The sequence below is a fragment of the Pseudomonas sp. Pseusp97 genome (assembly GCF_047304025.1).
Classification (GTDB): domain Bacteria; phylum Pseudomonadota; class Gammaproteobacteria; order Pseudomonadales; family Pseudomonadaceae; genus Pseudomonas.
Genome location: NZ_JBGLYK010000513.1, coordinates 1 through 339, shown reverse-complemented (window position 1 = coordinate 339; position 339 = coordinate 1). Strand labels below are relative to the sequence as shown.

The following is a 339-nucleotide window of genomic DNA, read 5'->3' as shown; positions in this document are numbered from 1 at the left end:
GGCGGATTGCTCGCGGTGCTCTGGCAGGCCGCGAGGGCCAGCGCCATGGCCATCAGCGCGAACAGGCGGATGACGAACGACTTCATGCGTCAGGGTCTCTTTTGATCAAAAAATCGCCAAATTCTACACCGTCCGGCGCGGCAGGACAAAACTCAGCAGGAACAGCGCCGCCGCACTGACGACTATGGAGGGACCGGCGGGGGTGTCCTTGAACCAGGACAGCGAGAGCCCGGCGCACACCGCCACCAGGCCGATCAGACTCGCGCCGAAGGCCATTTGTTCAGGGCTGCGCGCATGCCGTTGGGCGGCGGCGGCGGGGATGATCAGCAGCGAGGTGAT

Annotated in this window: 1 protein-coding gene; it reads right to left on the bottom strand. The window is 64.9% G+C overall.

What is annotated here, in order from left to right; all coding sequences use genetic code 11:
* Nucleotides 1-123 precede the first annotated feature (123 nt).
* Nucleotides 124-339, bottom strand: a 216-nt coding sequence (locus ACCC94_RS30170; RefSeq protein ID WP_413353231.1) for a metal ABC transporter permease, incomplete at its 5' end; no start/stop codon positions are given.